Source organism: Metabacillus niabensis, assembly GCF_902829255.1.
GTDB classification, from domain to species: Bacteria; Bacillota; Bacilli; order Bacillales; family Bacillaceae; genus Metabacillus; species Metabacillus niabensis.
On record NZ_CADEPK010000045.1, the window covers coordinates 1 to 1,614 of the forward strand.

Here is a 1,614-nt window from a genome sequence, read left to right on the forward strand (position 1 = left end):
GGACAATGAAATTTTTCATTTAAAGAAATAGATAAATTTAATTTATAAACAAAATGAGATGGCTTCGTGCTCTTATCAATAAAAAACCATGTTTGATCTGGTTCTAAGTGACCTATCCCCACTATATTTTCCTCCGCATCAACCGCACAAAATATATTGGAAGCTTCATAGTCACGATTGTACCTATACGCTAGCATTGATAAGAAATCAAATTCAGCAATTTTATCCGCATCTGTATCTATATAATTTCTTATTGTATACTTCTGATTTTCAGTTTTTGACATATAATTAATATCCTCCTCATGTTTTCATTCAAACCTAAAACTGCATGATAATTTGTATGTTTAATCATCTTCATCACCCTTTTTCTGTTTATAAACCCATCATATTTGACACACTAAATTTTGGCAATTGGTATCTTCCGCTATAACCTTCCTGCTCCCTTCAGCAATCAATAAAAAAAGACCGCATTTCGCGATCTTTTCGTTTTAGTTGCAACATTGTATGTTTCTCATTGTTAAATAAATAGCCTTCAACATATATCAGCCCCATTTATCCTAATGCTACATCGAGAATCATCATTAAAACAAACCCAACCATTAAACTCATTGAAGCTAAATCTTTATTTCCTTTTTCTTGGGAGCTTGGGATTACTTCTTCTGCTACAACAAATATCATTGCTCCAGCGGCAAAGCTTAATGCATAAGGTAATAATGGTTCAATAAACGAGACAGCCAGCGCGCCAATGACCGCAGCAATCGGTTCAACCATTCCCGAAAATTGACCGTAGAGGAAGCTCTTTCTCCGCGACATCCCTTCCCCTCTTAAAGGCATAGATACAGCAACACCTTCTGGAAAGTTCTGAATCCCAATTCCTATTGCTAAAGTTAGTGCCCCAGCTAAAGAAGCTTCTGTTCCCCCATTTGCAAGTGCACCAAAAGCAATTCCGACAGCTAGCCCTTCAGGAATATTATGAAGAGTTATCGCAAGAACTAACAGAGTACTTCTTTTTCGCTCTTTCCGATAAAACCCTTCCGCTTTGTCAATCGATGTATTTGGATGAAGATGTGGTAAAAGCTTATCGATTCCCCACAAAAAAATCCCGCCTAATAAAAATCCAAATGCTGCTGGAAACCAAGCTCCAATTGCATTGTTTTCAGACATTTCAATGGCTGGTCCGAGCAAAGACCAATAACTTGCAGCAATCATTACACCACCAGCAAACCCTAGCATGCTATCTAAAAGTCGTTGGTTTATTGTTTTTGTTGCGAAAACGAGCGTTGCCCCTAATGCAGTCATACCCCATGTAAATAAAGTAGCGATAAATGCTTGTGTTACCGGATTAAAATTTTGAAAAAAATCAACCATGAGAAAGACTCCTTTTTAATAATCGATAAAATTTAGAGCAATTTCAAAATGTTTACCATGTGAAACATTTTAGTCCTAAGCAAAATAATAGTCAAACATTTCATACTAAAAAAGAGGGTGACATAACGAAAATATTTCTAATGAAAACCGAACATTGCTTATTGCAAAAAACTATAAAGAAAAGACTCTTTACGAAGAGGTCGGTTTTTTGTACAAACTTTATTAAGGTTGATTGTAGCGTAAGTG

At 35.9% G+C, this 1,614-nt stretch carries 2 protein-coding genes; both read right to left on the reverse strand.

From position 1 onward, the window contains the following. The coding region (locus HU235_RS06585) for a hypothetical protein (protein ID WP_174879695.1) at positions 1 to 284 on the reverse strand (284 nt) is incomplete at its 3' end. Between the two features lie 268 nt (positions 285 to 552). Then, positions 553 to 1,368, reverse strand: a complete 816-nt coding sequence (locus HU235_RS06590; RefSeq protein WP_174879696.1) for a ZIP family metal transporter — start codon at positions 1,366 to 1,368, stop codon at positions 553 to 555. Positions 1,369 to 1,614 lie beyond the last annotated feature (246 nt).

Excerpts from the sequence above, each read along its gene's own strand:
- HU235_RS06590 (WP_174879696.1), bottom strand. The coding sequence starts at position 1,368 with ATGGTTGATTTTTTTCAAAATTTTAATCCGGTAACACAAGCATTTATC.